Below are 18935 nucleotides of genomic sequence, written 5' to 3'. Positions count from 1 at the left end.
ACCTTTGTTTCCGTGTTAGCGATTGCAGTAGAAATCTTTTTGTGAGGCACGAACACAAAGATTGTAGCCCTTAGACTGCGCCCAAGATAAATTACAAGCGCGGTATGAGGATTGTGTTACGTCCAATCAATTAAAACCAAAATCCAGCTTCTTTTAACTTCATTGCGATAAAAAATGTAAATTGTACCATAAAACTCTAAACTTTAAGGTGCAAAATGGTTGCCAATACAATTGATGAAGTCATAGACATTTTAGGAGATATTATTGAATCTTCACGAAATGACGAAAGTACTTTAGGGTATTTTGCTTGCTTGTACCAAAAAGTAACCATTAGCGTAAAAGACAAACTACACACCAATTATTTTGATGATGACGCAAGAATGGAACAGCTGGATGTTCTGTTCGCCAACCGATATTTATTGGCTTATACAGATTACAAACAAGGCAAACCCATTACAAAATCCTGGGACATGGCTTTTCAGGCCTCAAGCAACAACAGTTTAATTGTGCTTCAACACTTATTGCTTGGTATGAATGCCCATATTAATTTGGATTTAGGCATCGCTGCTGCCGAAATATCGGATGCATCATCCATTAATACATTACACTCCGATTTTAACAAAATCAATGGGGTATTGGCTTCTTTAGTAGAAGAAGTGCAGGAAGATTTATCGAAGATTTGGCCCACTTTAGTCAAAATCTTGAAGTTTGCAAACAAGGTGGATGACTTTTTTATAAACTTTAGCATGAGCATAGCCCGAGATGGCGCATGGAAATTTGCCAATGAGTTGGTGGCCCAAAAAGAATTAAAAAGCAGAGAACACTATATGGCTTTACGGGACGATAAAATAGCAGCCTTATCAAAATCTATAACCGTTCATAAAATTGTGGTGCGCCTTATATTTTTTATAGTAAGGATTGGAGAGCGTGGAAAACCATCGGATAAAATAAAAGCGTTGGAAAGGGTAGTTAAAAACCGTACGAAATGAATATGAAAAAACTTGTAGCTTTAATATTGACAAGTCTCTTATATACTCATTGTTCAATAGACAGAAATATTCTGCCTTTGAACAACATTGAGCTTGAAAGGTTAGAAACATTCAAAGATTTTGAACCAAATAACCGGATTCAAATAAGTGATGAAAGCGAGGTTGGACAAAAATTATGGTTATGTCTTACGTTCGAGTCAAAAGAAAACAATGAGCCTCTAATAAACCAAAAGATTCAAATGTACCATACGTCTTCAAAAGGGGAATATGAACCTTCAAACCCCAATGATGAATCTACTGCTCGTTTAAATGGCGAGGTTTTTACAAATGAAAAGGGGCAGGTATTTGTTCAAACTATATTGCCAGGTGATTATGGAAGTTCAGCCGATAATAGACATATTCATACCACTGTTGAAAATGCCAAACCTGAAGCTTACGATATACACTTCAAACAATTTACGGGACACATGGGTAAAAATTTCATTTCAGGAAGTGACCAACATTTCCTTGCAGATTTGAGAAAAACGGATGATAGTACACTTGTTACTTTTCTAACCATTGCGGTTAAACAGCCTCGAGTAGAGCGCACAACAACCCATCAAAAAACACCAAACTGTGAATGGTGCGGAGCCGGTGAAGCACCTGCAAACATAAGTTGGGAAACAAGCATTGCTGATGAAAGTACAGAGGAGGAACGCCTAATTTTGGAAGGGACAATTTTTGAAGCCGATGGTAAAAGCCCTGCTAAAAATGTAATCGTTTATGCTTATCACACCAATGCCAAAGGACGCTATCAAAAGAAAGGAAATGAAACAGGAAATGGCGTACGGCACGGCTATTTACGAGCATGGGCTAAAACAAACCATTTAGGTAATTATAGATTTCACACAATAAAACCAGCACCCTATCCGAATCATGTAGAACCCGCCCATGTGCACATGACCCTCATGCGGGAAGATTTTAAAGAATATTGGATAAATGCCACTTGGTTTAAAGGAGACAAGATAATTACGAAAGAAATGACCGAAAAACTAAATCGGACGGGAGGTTTTTCGAATATCATTGAACTTTCAAGAAATGAAGAAAACATTTGGGTAGGAAAAAGAGATATTATCTTGAATCCACCAAAGGAACAATAACGCGCTACAACTAAACCTAATAGGCCTTAACGCCTAACGTGACGCTACCCATGGTACACAAAATGGCTAATTGACCCCCTACAAAAATAAAACAATCCTCGGTTAAAAAACTTGAGCTAGCACATATGTGCGTTAGGGATTGAGGCATTTGTTGGAGCTCGTCGACGTAGGAGGAAGCGACTGCCGAAAGCCCGACCACTTGCCCTGAACGTAGTTGAAGGGTTGTGGTAACGCCCAAATAAAAAGTGTTAAACTTAAAGAAATTAATATAATTGTATTATAACTCGTAACGCACCCGCAATGTTATAAAGCGCGGTTGTATAAAGGTTTCGGAATTATAAACGGCGAGATTGCTGGCACTGTTTTGCACGCGCGAGTCGATATCCAATAGGTTTGTGGCCTTAATTTCGTATTCCCATTTGGCATCTTTATCTTTTCGGTAAGCCAACGACGCATCCCAGGTTTTAAAGGACTGCGATGGCTGTGAACCGCTGTTTTGATTGGTATAGGTATATTCGGTTCTGAAAGTAACCGATTGCCAGATGTAAGCATCAAAATCTACCGATGGTGCCTTGGTAATAAACTTGGTTGTGCTTGTGCCCAAATTGTTGTTGGAAACGCTGTAACGATACCTAAACCTTAGGTTTGGTGCCTCCCTGAAATTAGTGCGCAACTCGGGGTTGTAACTCTGGGTAAACCGCTCGCTTAACGATTGCCTGCCTTGTACAAATTGATTGATTTTACTGTAGTTGAAATTGGCGGATAAACCAGCTCTTAATTTACCAAAGGTGCGCTGTATGCGTCCGTTTGCCGATACACTTTCGTCGGCAAAATTTGAGTTGAAAAAGGTGCTGGTTCTAATCACGTTTTCAAAATCTGTTAAGCCTCTAATCTGGTCGATATTTTTTGAATAGGAAAGACGCCCAAAAACATTGGTGTAATTAAACATATTGAAGCTGCTGTAAAACAAGCTTACATTGTGCGATAGGGCATTTTGCAAATCGGGTTCGCCAAACTGAATGCTGTTGTAATTGTTAAACACCAAGCCCTGTGCTAATCGCGTAACATCGGTAAATTGATTTTGCATAGTATAACGCAGGGTTAAGCTTTCGCTCTTTTTAAATTGAATACGGGTTTCGAAATCTGGTAAAAACTTCAAAAAGTTGTTTTTAAAGGTTTCTCCAAACTGACTGTTTTTATTACCGTAAGCATGCACGGAAAACCCTGGAGTTATGGTGAACTTACCGGTTTTTAATGTATAATGAACGCCTAAATACACATCGGTAAAATTGTAATCGGTATCGTTTGTGGCGCGACCGTTATTAAAGGTTGGCGTGGGTTTAAATTGTGTATTATCGTCTAAAAATTGAAAAATACTGGAGTTGAATTCCTGTCGGCTCAAAATTGTTCCCAAAGTAAAATTGATATTGCTTTTTGCATTGAGGATATTGTAATAATCCAATTTGGCATCAAGCTGATTGGATTTTATACGCCTGTCTTGGGCCAAATCATAATTATTTAACATGGTATTAAAACCCATGGCTTGTGCCGTTGTATCAAAGGCATCTCTATCGTTTGGATCTATTTCATCGTTATTATTGGGGTCGTTAACCAGTAATGCATTGTAAAATGGGTCTTCGTTTTTTATTAAATGCTGTGCTTCAAAAGCAAAAATATTGGTATCGTTAAGTGTGTAATAATAATTCAGGTTTTGATTGATGCTGAATGGCGTAACCTCATCCAACTGATTTGTATTGCCCACAACCGAAGAAAACAGGTTTTGATTTTGTTCATCTTTAGAAAAACGTGCCAAAATATCGTAATCCAATTGATTGTTTAAATTGGGTTTGTAAGACGCACTTAATTTGGCTAATCCTTGATTGGAGCGTTCTTTACTACTTTGCTCGGTGGCCTCATCAGGAATGCCCAAATCGGCATCGGTGTATTGTACAAAACTTGTTTCTTTCGATGATATTCGGCTACTGTTGTAAATTGCAAAACCGCTTAAATCGAGTGTTTTTTTAGGTGAATAGCTAAAGTTTGAAGCCGCTAATTTGTTTTCGATTTCGAGCGCATTGTTTTGGCTCGTTAAAAAATTAAGTCCGTTATCGCCCAAATTAATGCTGGTTCCGCTGCCTCTGCTCGGAGCCCTAAAACCACCTCCAAATCCGCGAAGGTCGCGACGTGTTAATGCCAAATCTCCCGTGTTATTTAAATCGCCAATAAAATTAAGACTGAACTCGGGACTGTAATAAAACAGTTTGGGCTGCACTAAATAGAGTTCGTTGTCTGGCGATTCGCCACCGCCAGCAGTAATATTACCAAACCAAAAATTTTCTTTACCTTCTTTAAGTTTGATATTTATAGCGACATTATCTTGATTATTTGTAACGCTTCTTAACTGACCAACTTCGGAATGATTTCGCAATACCTGCACTTTATCCACAGCATTTGATGGGATATTTTTGGTAGCCAATTTGGTGTCGCCATCAAAGAAATCCTTTCCGTTAACCATAAGTTTATTAACCACTTTACCCTCTACCTCTACTTGCCCATCGTCATTAATTTCTACACCCGGTAATTTTTCCAAAACATCTTCAAGTTTTCGTTCTGTGCCCGTTTTAAACGAATCGGCATTGTAAATTAAGGTATCCCCTTTTACCGTTACCGGCATTTCGTAAGTGAGTTCAACAGCGTCCAAAGCATTGTCCGGCATCATGGAAACATTTTTAACAAGATCCACTTCTTTGGTGGAAATGGTTTCCTTAAAAGCCTTCATGCCTATATAACTTACTTGTAAACTATAGGTTGTGTTTTTTTCTAAATTTAATTTATAACGCCCGTCATCATTGGTAATACCGTAAGATTCCAAAGCCTGGGTTTCTTGATTTATGGCTATCACATTGGCCAATTCAAGCGGATTGCCTATACTGTCTTTTACGACGCCTTCTAATTTTATCTGGGCAAAAGCTGAGCTTGCTATTAAAATAAATAGCGTGGTTATTTTTAATTTCATTAAGTGATTCTTGATTGGTTAATTTATGATGTTACCCTCTTCTACCGCCTCGACCTCGTCCTCTAAAGTTTTCGCGTAATTCCTCCATTTTCTTTTCTAAGATTTCCTGATATTCCACCTTGGTGACTTCCTTTCCTTTTGAAGGTTTTTTAATGGCATCTTTTTCACTGGGATTCATCACTATTTTTGAACATAAAACGGTAGTTCTCCCTGCGCTTACTTCTAAAATTAAACCGGGAAGTCCCCAATATTCACCTGGGCCTTGGCTGATTGGAATTTGAAGTGTATACCACGCTTCAACCTGAATTAACCTCTCGGAATCGTTGGTTTCTGGCTCTTTGGTTTGGGTTGAATCTTGCTCACTGGTTCTGCTTTCCCGCGGTCTTCTAAATCTTGTAAAATCGAAACTGGAATCTGCAATTGTTGCCGTGGCCTTAAAACACATGTACTGTCCTATTTGTTTGGTTTCGCTACCCATTACCCAATTTATTTGAGGTAAAGAATCTTTTATTAAAAACTGTTTCCCGAACAATTCTTGATCTTGCAAAAACGCTTTTTCCTTAACGTTTTTGTATTGGTCGCCACCTGTAAAACTAGACATCATTCCTCTAAATCGGCCGCCTTGACCTTGACCGGGAGCTTCCAATTTTTCTTCTTCTTTATAAATGGATTCTGTTTTATTAAAGATTAATACGTATGTTTTTTCAAGCATGCTTTTCATGCGTTCTGCTATTTGCTTTTTTTGATCTTCGCTCATTCCGGGTCGCCCAAAATTATCCATATCGATAGAGGTTTTCGACATGTAGTACGCCTTACCTTGAAAGTCGTTTTGGGCAAAAGCGAAAACGCCAACAAACAGGATTAAACTAGAAATAGCATATTTAAAAAAATCAGTGATTTTCATTTTATAAAGTCTTTTGGTTAGGTATTAAATAATATCTATAAGACTACTAAAAATCACTATGGTTTAATACGGCCATCCGTTTATTTATCCGCCAACTCTAATCATAACTCTTTCGCCATCGTCCCTACCTCTTCTGGACCGAAATTGCTCCAACATTTCTTTGGATTTTTTCTCCATAATCTCTTCAAATTTTGCTTGGGTGACTTCTTTTCCCTTTGTGGGTTCTTCAATTTTTAGAGGCGTTTTTGGGTTTATTACAATCTTGCTGCAAACCAAGGTTAGATCGCCATCGTTAACTTCTAAAATCAACCCGGGAAGCCCATAAAAATCATCTGGCCCATTATTAATGGGAATTTGCGGTGTGTACCAAACCGTGGTGGTCCGGTCTTTGGTTACTTCTTCTGTTTCACCTTTCTCATTAAATGTTTGTGTGGTATAATCATCTTTAAAAACCGCCTTAAAACAAGTGTAATCGCCAATGTTTTTGGTTTCGTTTACCAATTCCCATTTTCGGTTGCTTAGCGTGTCTTTTATTAAAAACTGTTTACCGTAAATTTCTGTTTTATTGGTGTATCTGTTTTCTTTTACGTTTTTGTACATCACATCGGATCCCTGGGAAATTTTAATTTTAAATTGAGCACCAGAATTTGCCAACGATGGTGCCTCCAACTTTTCATTACGCTTATAAATCGATTCGTTTTTATTAAACGTTAATGTGTATTCTTGCTGAAACTGTTTTCGCAATTGCTCTTGAATTTGCTTTTGCATTTCTGCATTCGTGTTCTCGTCGTTCATTTTTAAGTCCACTTTTCTGTGCGATTTGTAGGTGGCCACACCCTGAAAATCTTGCGCATTTCCTTTTGCTACCACCAAAGTAAATACCATAAAAATGCATTTCATAATTGTTTTCATATAATATCTTTTTTTAATAAAATTGATTACTGTTCGTTTTTTGATTGATGAAGTACAAATATTAAAACTATATGGGCTTTTTATAGTTAACGAGTGTTAACGTGTGTTAACCCATTGGTTTTGTAACGGTTTAACCCTTACTTTTGAAATATGAATGAGAAGAAATATAAATGGATTTTATATTTAATTGTAACCACTATATTGCTAACCATAGTTGTGCAATGCTATTGGAATTACAAAAATTATTTACAGAACAAACAGAATTTTATAAATCAAGTACAGGTTGGTTTTGATAATGCTTTAGACACCTATTATGCCGATCTTGCCGAAGCGAACCAAATGACTTTTATAGACATTGAAACGGATAGCTTAAATTTTAAAAACCGGTTGAATGGGTTACGCAACGATTCTATTTTCAGAAAAATACAAGAAGATTATAGAGGCGACATTGATAAAGAAATTTCGGGCTTTACACAAATTAACGGTTCCGATAGCGGTTTTACTTTTTCGAAAGCCGAAAACCACATCAAACAAATTAAGGTTATAAAAGGTAAAAAAGCCGCCGATAGCCTAAAACTCGTAAAAGGCATTACTTCTATTTTTATATCCATTCAAAATGATACTTTAGATTTTAAAAAGCTAAATCCCATTATAAAAAATGAGTTTGAAAGAAAACAGTTAAACATCAATTTTGCATTAAAACATTATAAAAACGACCGTGTTTTTAACACCTTTAATACCGCAATTGAAAGCCCCGATTATTTAAGAACCACATCCAAATCCACTTTTTTAAAGCAAAATGAAAGTTTAGAAATTGCTTATCCGAACGCCACAAAAATCATATTAAAAAGAAGCGCACTTAGTATTTTAATATCTACCTTTCTTGTTTTGGCCGTTATTGGTTGTTTGCTGTATCTTTTAAAAATCATTAAAAACCAAAAGCAATTGGCCGAAGTAAAAAACGATTTAATCAGCAATATTACCCACGAGTTTAAAACCCCAATTGCGACTATTGGTGTTGCCATTGAAAGCATTAAAAACTTTAATGTTATTGATGATAAAGAGAAGACAAAAACCTATTTGGATATGTCTAACAATCAATTGTCAAAACTCAATATTATGGTTGAAAAACTACTGGAAACCGCCACTTTGGATAGCGATAGTTTAACACTTGAAAAAGACCATTGCCATATTGCGGATATATTGCAAACCATAGTTGACAAACATAAAATACAAACCGAAAAACCGATACATTTTAAAGCGACTTCGGATAAAGTTACCGCCAAAATTGATGCCTTTCATTTTGAAAATGCCATAAATAATATTTTAGATAACGCCATAAAATACGGCGGAAACACCATTAATATTGATTTATCACAAAATGCCATTGCTTTTACGGTATCTGTTTCAGATGATGGGAACACATTAACGAAAGCAAATAAAGAAAAGATTTTTGAAAAATTTTATCGCGTACCAAAAGGCAATACCCACGATGTAAAAGGTTTTGGAATTGGCTTGTATTATGCCAAAAAAATTGCAGAAAAACACGGCGGCAGCATTCATTTAAATTTAGAAAACAACCAAACCACTTTTAAAATTACGCTCCCAAATGACTAAGCCCACAACCATACTTTTAGCGGAGGACGAACAAGCTTTAGGGCAAATTATAAAAGAAAGTTTAGAAACCCGAAACTTTAATGTGCTGTTATGCGAAAATGGCGAAAAGGCTTTCGAAGTGTATAAAAATGAAAGTCCCGAGTTGTTGGTTTTGGATGTGATGATGCCAAAAAAAGACGGGTTTACCTTAGCCAAAGACATTAGAACGATTGACGACAGCATTCCTATTATATTTTTAACCGCAAAATCGCAAACCCAAGATGTGGTTGAAGGCTTTAACATTGGCGGAAACGACTATTTAAAAAAGCCTTTTAGCATAGAAGAGTTAATTGTTAGAATCAACAATTTATTGCGTAGAACCGAGCTTCAAAAAACCGTGGAACTCTTAAAAATTGGGCACTATACCTTTAATTTCCCCAAGCAAATGCTGCAATTTAACAGTGAAGAACCCGTGCAATTAACTCACCGCGAAGCGCACTTATTGTTTCATTTAATAAAAAACCAAAACGCGGTTTTAAATCGGTCTGTAATTCTGAAAAAACTTTGGGGTAATGATGATTTTTTCTCGGCGAGAAGTATGGATGTTTTTATAACCAAACTTCGCAAAAAACTAAATCAAGACGAAAGCATTCAAATTTTAAATGTTCGTGGGTTTGGATATAAACTAATTTGCTGAATGTGGTTTGATTTTTGTATTTTTCCGAATACAATGAAAACCCATAATGGGTATTTAGGATAAAATGCAGAAACGAACTTTACTTCTTTTATGATTGCTTAAGGTTTGTTCAGTTTAAATTAATGAGATTAATACCCTTCTTTTTCTTTTTTGTTTCCACAGTCGCGTTTCCACAAAAAAGGATTAAAACAACATTCGTTAAAAAAATTGAGCTTAAAGCAGAAAGCATAATTTCCGTTGATAAAGTCAGCAATTTCGAAGTCATTAAATACATCGATAACAACACGTTATTTAGAAAGCATAAAGACGCTATTATTTATAATTACAGCAACGTACAATTGGGCGACATCACATCGGTTGATGCTTTTAGTCCTTTAAAAATCAAAGTCTTTTACAAAAACTTTAATACGATTGTGGTTTTAGACAATCGGTTTTCCGAAATGGATAAAATCGATTTCAACACCATAAAACCGTATAAAAATATATCGCATGTTTCTACAGGTTTTGGCAGCAAACTTTGGGTTTTCAATCAGGATTTGCAACAATTAGAGCTTTTCAACTATAAAACCGGAGAGGTTTGGGCAAAAGCACTCCCCGTGCAGTCGCTTGTAATTCAGCTTGTAAGCAGCTATACCTATTGCTGGTTGCTTACAGAAAAGTACTTGTATAAATACGATGCCTATGGTAGTCTTATTTATAAAATCGAAAATAAAAACTATATAGCCATGGCTTTAAATTATGGCAACATAGTGCTTCAATCCAACGATAAAAGCTTGTACTATTTACCAAAAAACAGTCAGGTTATTTCCTCGATTGAAACACCAAAATTGTTAATAAATCAGTTTTTACTAAACAGAGGAAGCTTGTATCTTTACGACAATGAATTTCTTCATGAATACCAACTAATAAAAGATTAAATTATGCACGTTGCAATTGCAGGAAACATTGGCGCGGGAAAAACAACGCTTACAAAATTATTGGCAAAACATTATAAATGGGAAGCGCAGCTTGAAGACGTTGTGGACAATCCGTATTTAGACGATTTTTACAATCAAATGGAACGCTGGAGCTTTAACCTGCAGGTGTATTTTTTAAACAGCAGATTTCGTCAAGTGGCTCAAATCCGTGAAAGCGGAAAAGACATTATTCAAGACCGCACCATTTACGAAGATGCGCATATTTTTGCCCCCAATTTACATGCCATGGGCTTAATGACCAATCGTGATTTTGAGAATTACTCATCGCTATTTGAACTTATGGAATCGTTTGTACAAGGGCCGGATTTGCTTATTTATTTGCGCAGTTCCATCTCTAATTTAGTGGATCAAATCCATAAACGCGGTCGCGATTACGAAAACTCCATAAGTATTGATTACCTAAGCAGATTAAACGAGCGTTACGAAGCTTGGATATCAAAATACGATAAAGGCAATTTGCTTATTATTGATGTCGACCAATTGGATTTTGTTTCGAATCCCGAAGATTTAGGGTACATTATCAATAAAGTGGAGGCTGAAATTAATGGGCTTTTTTAAAAGAATTATTTAGATATTTTATAACGAAAAAACCACATCGATTGATGTGGTTTTTTTTGTTATTATAAGGAATATTATAATTAACTATTATCTGCTTTCTTCAAATTTGAAACCGCTTGTTTTACTTCGGCTTCAGTACCTTCAAACGTTTCATAATTGGTCGTTTTCTCACCGTTTTTGTTGATAACGGTAGTTACAACTGCTTTAAAAACGCCAGTTTCAACTTCATTCATTTCTACTTTAATTTCTTTTGAAATATTTTGGGCTACCAATTCAGTAGCTTCTTTTTCTTCGGTATAAGCTGCAACACCATCGGAAGTAATAGCGATACTAGGCGCGATAACCAACGCTACAACAGACATTAATTTTAAAAGAATGTTTAATGATGGTCCAGACGTATCTTTAAAAGGATCACCAACGGTATCACCAACAACAGCGGCTTTGTGAGCCTCTGTTCCTTTACGACCTTCTTCTTCAATAGTTTTCTTAGCGTTATCCCAAGCACCTCCGGCATTCGATTGGAAGATGGCCATAAGCACACCACAAGTAGTTACGCCAGCAAGAAGACCTCCTAACATTTCTGCGCCTCCAATAAATCCAACAGCCACAGGAACAGCGATTGCCAATAATCCTGGTAACACCATTTCTTTAATCGATGCCTTGGTTGAAATATCGATACATTTTCTGTAATCAGCTACACCATCGGCATCATCAAATATTTTTCTATCCGCATCTGATGCTTTTGTCATATCAGAATCATACTTACGCATAACTTCTAAAGCGGCTTTTAATTGTGGAATATCTCTAAATTGACGACGAACTTCTTCAATCATTGCCATAGCAGCTCTACCAACGGCATTCATAGATAAGGCCGAAAACACAAATGGTAACATACCTCCAACTAATAAGCCTGCCATAATTCTAGGCTGTGACACATCAATTGATAATACACCAGCTGTTTGCATAAAAGCTGCAAATAAAGCTAGCGCCGTTAAGGCCGCAGAAGCAATAGCAAAACCTTTTCCAACAGCGGCAGTTGTATTACCCACAGCATCTAATTTATCGGTACGTTCACGAACTTCATGAGGTAACTCAGCCATTTCAGCAATACCACCTGCATTATCACAGATTGGTCCGTAAGCATCAACAGCTAATTGAATTCCCGTGTTTGCCAGCATACCTACCGCAGCAATAGCAATACCGTATAAACCTGCAAAATGATGTGAAACCATAATAGCCGCAGCGATCAACAAAATGGGAATCATTGTTGACATCATACCTACACCCAATCCAGAAATAATATTTGTAGCTGCTCCGGTTTCAGATTGTCTAACAATTGACAACACAGGTTTTTTACCCGTAGCCGTATAATACTCAGTTATTTTACCAACACCCAAACCAGCAACTAAACCAGCGATTGTTGCCCAAAATACACCCATAGCTCCGAAAGGTAAACCTTCAACAGCTTCAGGAATTAATGCATTAATTATGAAATAAGATGCTACAATCATTAATCCCGCTGAACCAAATTCACCAATATTTAATGCTGTTTGTGGATTCCCACCATCTTTTACTTTTACGAAAAACGTTCCTATAATTGACATTATAATTCCTACGGCTCCAAGAACCAATGGTAAATATACGGCGCCTAAACCATCAAAATTAGGTGTTATAATAATAGCTCCCAATACCATGGTACCTATAATAGAACCTACATACGATTCAAATAAATCGGCACCCATTCCAGCAACATCACCAACGTTATCACCAACGTTATCTGCAATTGTAGCAGGATTCAATGGATGATCTTCTGGAATACCAGCTTCTACTTTACCAACCAAGTCTGCACCAACATCGGCTGCTTTGGTATAAATACCGCCACCAACACGTGCAAATAAAGCAATTGAAGATGCACCTAAAGAAAACCCGGAAAGTACGTTTAGTACCATTGGAATATTATCTGCTCCCGGCCACATCATTTGATATACCATAAATAAGCCACTTAATCCTAAAATACCTAAACCAACAACGCCCAATCCCATTACAGCACCACCTGCAAAAGCCACTTCTAAGGCTCTTCCCAATGATGTTCTTGCCGCTTGTGTGGTTCTAACATTGGCCTTAGTTGCAACCTTCATTCCAATAAATCCAGCCAACGCCGAACAAATAGCGCCAACTATAAACGATATGGCTACCATCCAGTTTGAACCCACTTCATTATTCCCTTTAAAAAACAATAAGATAGCTACTGCAACCACGAAAATTGCTAAAACTTTGTATTCCGCTTTTAGGAATGCCATGGCACCGTCTGCAATGTTTTTTGCAATTCTAGCCATTTTAGCATCTCCCACTTCTTGTTTTGAAACCCAGCCACTTTTTATTAATACAAACACTAGTGCCAAAACACCAAAAGCGGGTAAAAAATTTACTATTAATTCCATATTTATTCAGTTAGTTTATTTAGTTAATATTTTTTAACGGGGCTAAAAATAGGAAAATATAAGTGATAAAAAAAACCACCTTAAATATTAAAATGGTTTGTTTTTTTGTCCCGTCGTAAAATAACGATACTATATTGTAAAAGTTCTTTTTTTCTTGTGCTCACTTTGCTCATAACGCTCTACGCATTTATGATAAATATCTATGGCTTTTTCGGCATCTCCCCAACCGCCAACATCTACTTTCTTTTCTTCTAAATCTTTATAAACCTGAAAAAAGTGCTCGATTTCCTTTATGCGGTGCGGGTTCAAATCACTCAAATCTTTATTTTTGCTCCAAATCGGGTCTGAAACCGGTACACAAATAATTTTTTCATCCGGTCCTTTTTCATCCGCCATATGGAAAACGCCTATAGGCTTTACTTCCATAACAACCATGGGGTACGTTGGCTCTATGCCCAAAACCAAAACATCAAGCGGATCTTGGTCCAAAGCCAATGTTTCTGGAATAAAACCATAATCGCCTGGATACATCATGGACGAAAACAAGGTACGGTCAAAACGTATTTTATTCAGTGTAAAATCGTATTCGTATTTATTTCTACTCCCTTTTGGTATTTCAATTAATACATCAAAAGTCACGTCTTTTTTCTTAGTCATCTTTATTATTTTGGCCTGCAAAGGTACTGAACATGTTAAGATTTAACAACAAAATCTATTTGTTTTTTGCTTAAAACCAAGTATAAAACCAGCTGTAAGACTTAAAAATTATTATATTGCTTCACTGTTATAATTAATTATAAATCAATATTATGCGTCGTTTTCTATTTTTCCTAATTACAGCTATTTTATGTTTATCCTTGCAAGCCCAAACCCAAAAATGGCAAGGTAAATTTGAACCGATTGACCGCATGATAACACCCCCAAACACCTATCGTACTGCAAGTGGTGCTCCGGGAAAAGCGTATTGGCAACAACGTGCCGATTATAAAATAAAGGCTGTTTTAAACGAAGCTAACAACACACTTTCTGGCGAAGAAACCATTACGTATTACAACAACTCTCCAGACGATTTAAGTTATTTATGGATTCAATTGGAACAAAATGTGAATAAAAAAGGGAATGAAGACTTTGGCAGTATAAACAACAGTATTAAAGATGGCATGAATGCCAGACAAATGCAGTTTCTTAGCAGAGCCATCAATTTTCCTGCGGGCTATTCCATTAAATATATAAAAGACCAAAATGGGCATGCCATAAAATCACTCGTTAATAACACCATGATGAAAGTATTGCTTGAAGAGCCTTTAAAATCGGGCACTTCCATGACTTTTTCCATAGCCTGGTCGTATCCCATAACCGATCGAAGCATGTATTTATTATCCCGAGAAGGCTACGAGTATTTTCCTGAAGACGATAACACTGTTTACTTAATTGCACATTGGTTTCCGCGAATGGCTGTTTATAACGATACCGAGGGTTGGCAGAATCAGCAGTTTCAAAAGTTAGGTGAATTTGCTCTCGAATTTGGTGATTATGAGGTTGAAATTTCGGTTCCCGAAGACCATATTGTCGCTTCAACCGGAAGCCTTCAAAACAGTGACCATATTTTATCAAAAACGCAACAAAACAGAATCGAAACGGCACGTAAATCGTTTGATAAACCCGTTATGATTATTACCAAAGAAGAAGCCGAAGCAAACGAAAAAACAAAATCAAAAAAACTAAAAACCTGGAAATTCAAGGCAACCAATGTTCGCGATTTCGCCTTTGCATCGTCCAGAAAATTTTTGTGGGATGCGCAAGCTGTAAAGTTGCCAAGCAATACGGTTATGGCCATGTCGTTTTACCCCAAAGAAGGTTTGCCGGTGTGGCAAGAGGAATCTACAAAAGCCATTAAGCATGCTTTAGAAGTGTATTCTGAAGCAACCTTTGATTACCCATATCCGGTATGTATTTCGGTTAACACCTCCAATATTGGAATTGAATTCCCGATGATTAGTTTTAATGGCGGTCGTGCAATTAATGGCAAAATGAGCGATGCCGCCAAACAAAGTATGATAGGAACAATAATACATGAAGTGGGACATAACTGGTTCCCCATGATTGTGAGTTCAGACGAGCGTAAATGGATGTGGATGGACGAAGGCTTAAACACCTTTTTGCACCAGCGCACCGTTGCCGAACGCTACCCGGATTTTAACAGCACAACACCAAAAAGCATCGTGCCGTTTATGAGTGGCGATAAAAACATTTTGCGCCCTATAATGACGACCTCCGATAATGAATTAATGAGTCAGTTTGGAGCCAATTTCTATTTAAAGCCCACCGTTGGATTACAAATGTTGCGCAACTCCATTATTGGTAAAGAGCTATTCGACCAAGCATTTAAGGAATATGCCAACCGTTGGAAATTCAAACACCCCAATCCAGCAGATTTATTCCGAACGCTTGAAGATGCCACCGCAACCGATTTAGATTGGTTTTTTAGAGGTTGGTTTTTTACAACCGATAATGTGGATATGGAATTAACCGATGTAAAATGGTTCAAGGTTTTTGAAGAAAACACGAATATTGAAGACCAAAAGCAAAAATCGCAATTTAAAATTGAAGGCGAAAACACTACGGTAAAAGCCAAAGATTTTTCTAGCGGTCCCGAGGTTATAAATATGACCACCACACCCGATGCAGCTTATGGTCAGTTTTTATCGCGACTTGATGAAACCAAAATTAGAAAACAAGTGTTGGGAAAAAATATTTACGAAGTAAGCATTAAAAATAAAGGCGGCTTAATTATGCCCGTAACCATTGAGTGGATTTATACCGATGGCTCTAAAGAAATCGATAAACTACCGGCTCAAATTTGGCGCAGAAACGAATACGAAGTAAAGCAGACCTTTATAAAAGAAAAGGAAGTTACCGAGGTTAATCTTGACCCAAATTTTGAGTTTGCCGATGTTGATACCACCAACAATAGTTTTCCTAAAGTTGAAACAGAAAGTGAATTTGACGCCTTTAAAAATAAGGAAACTGGGAATTAGTTAAGATGAATCTTTTTAAATATATAGGAACTTTTTTTACGTGCATCTGTCTTTTTTTGCAATTAGAAAGTCAGTCGAAACAAACCGAGTTTCATATTCTGTTTATTGGCAATAGCTTAACCTATTCCAACAATTTACCGCAATTGGTTAAAAAGCAAGCCAAAAAACACGGCATTACTGTAAAAACAAAAATGGTTGCCAAACCCAATTATGCGATTTCAGATCATTGGGAAGAAGGCGAGGTACAAAAATTAATAACAAGTAAAAACTACGATTTTGTGATTATTCAACAAGGCCCATCGTCGCTACAAAACGGCAAAGAATTATTGGTAGATTATGGCAAAAAGTATAGTGTACTATGCAAAAACAGCAATGCAAAACTCGCCTATTTTATGGTATGGCCGCCGATAAATCATCCCGAACGCTTTAAAGGTGTAATAAACAACCATAGTTATGCCGCCAAAATAAATAACGCTATTCTTTGTCCCGTTGGCGCGATTTGGAAAAAACATTTTAACGCGACAAACAACTATGATTATTATGGCGCCGACGGATTTCACCCTTCTAAAAAAGGAAGTGAAGCAGCGGCAAAAGTTATTGTAGAGTATTTGTTTCCTAAATAATTTATAAAAACTCAACTTAATTGCATTTGGCCTTGTAAAAAAATCTACTACCTTCGTTTAACTACCAATACAAAACATTAAACCTATATCATAAATGTCGCCAATTAAAACGATTCGAATAAAAATAATCCTAACATTTATTAGTATAATATTATGCAATTTTATTTTTGGCCAAAACGAAAACGAACAGAATAAGATAACTCCACTCTCGATTGGAGAGAAAATAAATTTCCAATCGAAAATACTTAATGAAAACAGAATTTTAAACGTTTATCTGCCAAACGGATACACCACGGATTCAATAAAAGAATTTCCCGTAATTTATGTATTAGATGGTTCCATTGATGAGGATTTTATTCATATTTCTGGAATTGTACAATTTGGTTCCTTCTCTTGGATTAATATGATACCGGAATCAATTGTTGTTGGAATTTCTAATGTTGATAGAAAAAGAGATTTTACATTTCCAACGAATAACAAAAAAGACAAAGAAGACTTTCCAACAACGGGAAAATCCGAAAGATTCATCAATTTTATTGAAAAGGAATTGCAGCCATATATTGACACAAATTATAAAACAGATTCACTTAAAACTTTGATTGGGCAATCACTTGGAGGCCTTTTGGCAACTGAAATATTATTTAAAACCCCCAATTTATTTGATAATTATATTATCGCAAGTCCTAGTTTATGGTGGGACGACGAATCGTTGCTTAAATACACACCGAGGCCATACTCGTCCAAAAAATCCATTTATATTGCAGTTGGAAAAGAAGGCCAAATTATGGAACGGACAGCTAAAGCTTTATACCATAAATTAAACCTACTTAAGAAAGAAAATACGAATATATATTTTGAGTTTTTTGAAAAGCAAAATCACGGAGATACCCTTCATTTAGCAGTATATAGTGCCTTTGAGAAAATATTTATGGAAGAAAAAAATTAAAAATGTTAATTGAACTCTGTGTTAATCTGAAAAAGTATAAATTCAATTAACTGATAGTAATATGAAAAAAGAACACATCGAAAAAATGAGTATTCAAGAACTCGAAAAAAAGACCAAAACTTATAAAATGGCTACAATTGTGCTTAACATACTCGTTTTAATAATGTTTGTAGCAAGCTTTTTTAATTACCAAGAAAGCGGACTAAGTTTTCCTGTTTTTATGCCTTTCTTCTTTGTGCCTATGGTAATAATTAACAGAATGACTTTTTTAAAACTACAAAAAGAATTAAAGTCAAGCCAAAAAGGGTTAAAAATAAAAGTTTTTTTTGATTACGCCTCTTTTGATTTTGTCAGAAAAAATATCTTAATTCGTTTGCAGCATTAAAACTATGACACACATAATTTGTATATAGTTAATATTAATTATATATAATTGTTGTAACACATTTGACCAAATCAAGAAAATGCAGGAATTTAAAGATTGGAAAGAGTTTATTAACCGAATATTAATTGACAGCGGAAAATTTGAAAATCCAACTTCTGATATAACAAATGCAACGGAAATCGAAACATTCAAATCGACTGACAAAAAATCTCTGACTGAAATACGAGTTGGATATTTTACAGAAGAAAATAAACTGATTTATCTTCATATTTTCAATCCGACAGTTCCAGGTTATAATAAATATGTTTACGGAGAATATTTTTATCAATATCATTTTAGCGAACCGCCAGATTATGGAGACCCAGCTTTGGAATTTAATGAGCGGAATCGAAACGGAATTATCTCAATTCTCGAAAAAGGACTTAAAGGAAAAGAAGTTCAATTCGTTAAAAACGACAAAATTCTGAAATCCAAACTTTACATTGCGGAATCTGACTCGAACTTTAGCTATTCATATGACTTTACAAAAAGAGGTTTTTGGAAAAAAATTTTTGGACAGAAAATTGACAAAATGGACGGAATTGAAAAGAGAGAAATAGAACTGAATACAATATTTAGCGGAATAAAAAACGTGTTACAACAAAGAACTGAGTTAAAAAACAAGCAATTTTAAGCTAATTTAGAAACAAAGTTCTCATCATAGGGCAATCCGCT

At 36.1% G+C, this 18935-nt stretch carries 16 protein-coding genes; 11 read left to right on the top strand and 5 right to left on the bottom strand.

The features are described 5' to 3' along the window. The first annotated feature begins 215 nt into the window (after positions 1-215). Positions 216-989 carry a DUF5995 family protein gene (locus tag RNZ47_RS09200; protein WP_311939103.1) on the top strand — a complete coding sequence of 258 codons (774 nt, stop codon included), beginning with the start codon at positions 216-218 and terminating at the stop codon, positions 987-989. Between the two features lie 77 nt (positions 990-1066). Further along, entirely contained in the window at positions 1067-2128 is a 1062-nt protein-coding gene (locus RNZ47_RS09195; protein ID WP_311939101.1) for a dioxygenase family protein, read from the top strand. Between the two features lie 277 nt (positions 2129-2405). Here the strand turns inward: RNZ47_RS09195 and RNZ47_RS09190 are convergent, their stop codons facing one another. The 3 genes from RNZ47_RS09190 to RNZ47_RS09180 all read right to left on the bottom strand — a co-directional run bounded on the left by RNZ47_RS09190 (position 2406) and on the right by RNZ47_RS09180 (position 6960). Then, complete coding sequence (locus tag RNZ47_RS09190) at positions 2406-5144, bottom strand: carboxypeptidase regulatory-like domain-containing protein (RefSeq protein WP_311939099.1); 2739 nt, start codon at positions 5142-5144, stop codon at positions 2406-2408. Between the two features lie 31 nt (positions 5145-5175). Next, positions 5176-6048 carry a GLPGLI family protein gene (locus RNZ47_RS09185; RefSeq protein ID WP_311939097.1) on the bottom strand — a complete coding sequence of 291 codons (873 nt, stop codon included), beginning with the start codon at positions 6046-6048 and terminating at the stop codon, positions 5176-5178. Positions 6049-6132: 84 nt separating this feature from the next. Continuing rightward, positions 6133-6960 carry a GLPGLI family protein gene (locus RNZ47_RS09180; RefSeq protein ID WP_311939095.1) on the bottom strand — a complete coding sequence of 276 codons (828 nt, stop codon included), beginning with the start codon at positions 6958-6960 and terminating at the stop codon, positions 6133-6135. 150 nt (positions 6961-7110) lie between these two features. Between RNZ47_RS09180 and RNZ47_RS09175 the strand changes: the two genes are divergently transcribed. The 4 genes from RNZ47_RS09175 to RNZ47_RS09160 all read left to right on the top strand — a co-directional run bounded on the left by RNZ47_RS09175 (position 7111) and on the right by RNZ47_RS09160 (position 10788). Next, complete coding sequence (locus tag RNZ47_RS09175; protein WP_311939093.1) at positions 7111-8577, top strand: sensor histidine kinase; 1467 nt, start codon at positions 7111-7113, stop codon at positions 8575-8577. Then, positions 8570-9253 carry a response regulator transcription factor gene (locus RNZ47_RS09170; RefSeq protein ID WP_311939091.1) on the top strand — a complete coding sequence of 228 codons (684 nt, stop codon included), beginning with the start codon at positions 8570-8572 and terminating at the stop codon, positions 9251-9253. The genes RNZ47_RS09175 and RNZ47_RS09170 overlap by 8 nt, the downstream gene beginning before the upstream one ends. 122 nt (positions 9254-9375) lie before the next feature. After that, the gene (locus RNZ47_RS09165; RefSeq protein WP_311939089.1) at positions 9376-10170 is read left to right on the top strand and encodes a hypothetical protein; all 795 of its coding nucleotides are present in this window, start codon (positions 9376-9378) and stop codon (positions 10168-10170) included. A 3-nt stretch (positions 10171-10173) separates the two neighbouring features. Beyond that, positions 10174-10788: a deoxynucleoside kinase gene (locus RNZ47_RS09160; protein WP_311939087.1), complete on the top strand. Its 615-nt coding sequence runs from the start codon at positions 10174-10176 to the stop codon at positions 10786-10788. A gap of 80 nt (positions 10789-10868) precedes the next feature. Here the strand turns inward: RNZ47_RS09160 and RNZ47_RS09155 are convergent, their stop codons facing one another. Then, positions 10869-13229, bottom strand: coding sequence for a sodium-translocating pyrophosphatase (locus RNZ47_RS09155; RefSeq protein ID WP_311939085.1), 2361 nt, complete (start codon positions 13227-13229; stop codon positions 10869-10871). Between the two features lie 129 nt (positions 13230-13358). Next, entirely contained in the window at positions 13359-13886 is a 528-nt protein-coding gene (locus RNZ47_RS09150) for an inorganic diphosphatase (RefSeq protein ID WP_311939083.1), read from the bottom strand. A gap of 251 nt (positions 13887-14137) precedes the next feature. Between RNZ47_RS09150 and RNZ47_RS09145 the strand changes: the two genes are divergently transcribed. The 5 genes from RNZ47_RS09145 (at position 14138) to RNZ47_RS09125 (ending at position 18894) form a co-directional block, all read left to right on the top strand. Further along, the gene (locus tag RNZ47_RS09145) at positions 14138-16267 is read left to right on the top strand and encodes a M1 family metallopeptidase (protein WP_311939081.1); all 2130 of its coding nucleotides are present in this window, start codon (positions 14138-14140) and stop codon (positions 16265-16267) included. Between the two features lie 56 nt (positions 16268-16323). Then, a complete protein-coding gene (locus RNZ47_RS09140; protein ID WP_311939079.1) occupies positions 16324-16890 on the top strand; it encodes an SGNH/GDSL hydrolase family protein in 567 nt (188 codons plus the stop codon). A 94-nt stretch (positions 16891-16984) separates the two neighbouring features. Beyond that, positions 16985-17836 carry an alpha/beta hydrolase gene (locus RNZ47_RS09135; protein WP_311939078.1) on the top strand — a complete coding sequence of 284 codons (852 nt, stop codon included), beginning with the start codon at positions 16985-16987 and terminating at the stop codon, positions 17834-17836. Positions 17837-17897: 61 nt separating this feature from the next. Next, complete coding sequence (locus tag RNZ47_RS09130) at positions 17898-18221, top strand: hypothetical protein (protein ID WP_311939077.1); 324 nt, start codon at positions 17898-17900, stop codon at positions 18219-18221. A gap of 79 nt (positions 18222-18300) precedes the next feature. Beyond that, positions 18301-18894 (top strand): hypothetical protein, encoded by a 594-nt coding sequence (locus RNZ47_RS09125; RefSeq protein WP_311939076.1) that lies wholly within the window; start codon positions 18301-18303, stop codon positions 18892-18894. Positions 18895-18935 lie beyond the last annotated feature (41 nt).

Origin of the sequence: Hwangdonia seohaensis (assembly GCF_031932625.1) — a bacterium.
Classification (GTDB): domain Bacteria; phylum Bacteroidota; class Bacteroidia; order Flavobacteriales; family Flavobacteriaceae; genus Hwangdonia; species Hwangdonia seohaensis.
This window is presented reverse-complemented; position numbering and strand designations above follow the sequence as displayed.